The following is a 265-nucleotide window of genomic DNA, read 5'->3' as shown; positions in this document are numbered from 1 at the left end:
GGGAGAGGGTAGGGGTGAGGGGCAGCACGAACTTGCGAAAGATTCGGCGCCACCCGTGGAAGCCATGCCGGCTGCTCTCGTGGCCGAAGCGCCCACCGCCGAAATCGCCCCTCCCATTCGCCAGCCTGCGCCGATCGAATCGCAGCCGGTCATTGCGGAAATCGCGCCCGAGCCGCAGCCTCTTCCACAACCCGCGCCGGAGCCGAAAGCCGCCCCCGGCAAGGTGACCGTCACCAAGAAGGTCGAGCCGCGGAAGGCGCCGGAG

General features: G+C 69.1%; 1 pseudogene. It reads left to right on the top strand.

Annotated elements, in window-relative coordinates:
• Positions 1-64 precede the first annotated feature (64 nt).
• Positions 65-265: pseudogene (locus EOC06_RS39030) on the top strand (signal recognition particle-docking protein FtsY); the annotation flags it as partial.

Source organism: Mesorhizobium sp. M7A.F.Ca.MR.362.00.0.0, assembly GCF_004023175.1.
In the GTDB taxonomy this organism is placed as follows: Bacteria; Pseudomonadota; Alphaproteobacteria; order Rhizobiales; family Rhizobiaceae; genus Mesorhizobium.
This window is presented reverse-complemented; position numbering and strand designations above follow the sequence as displayed.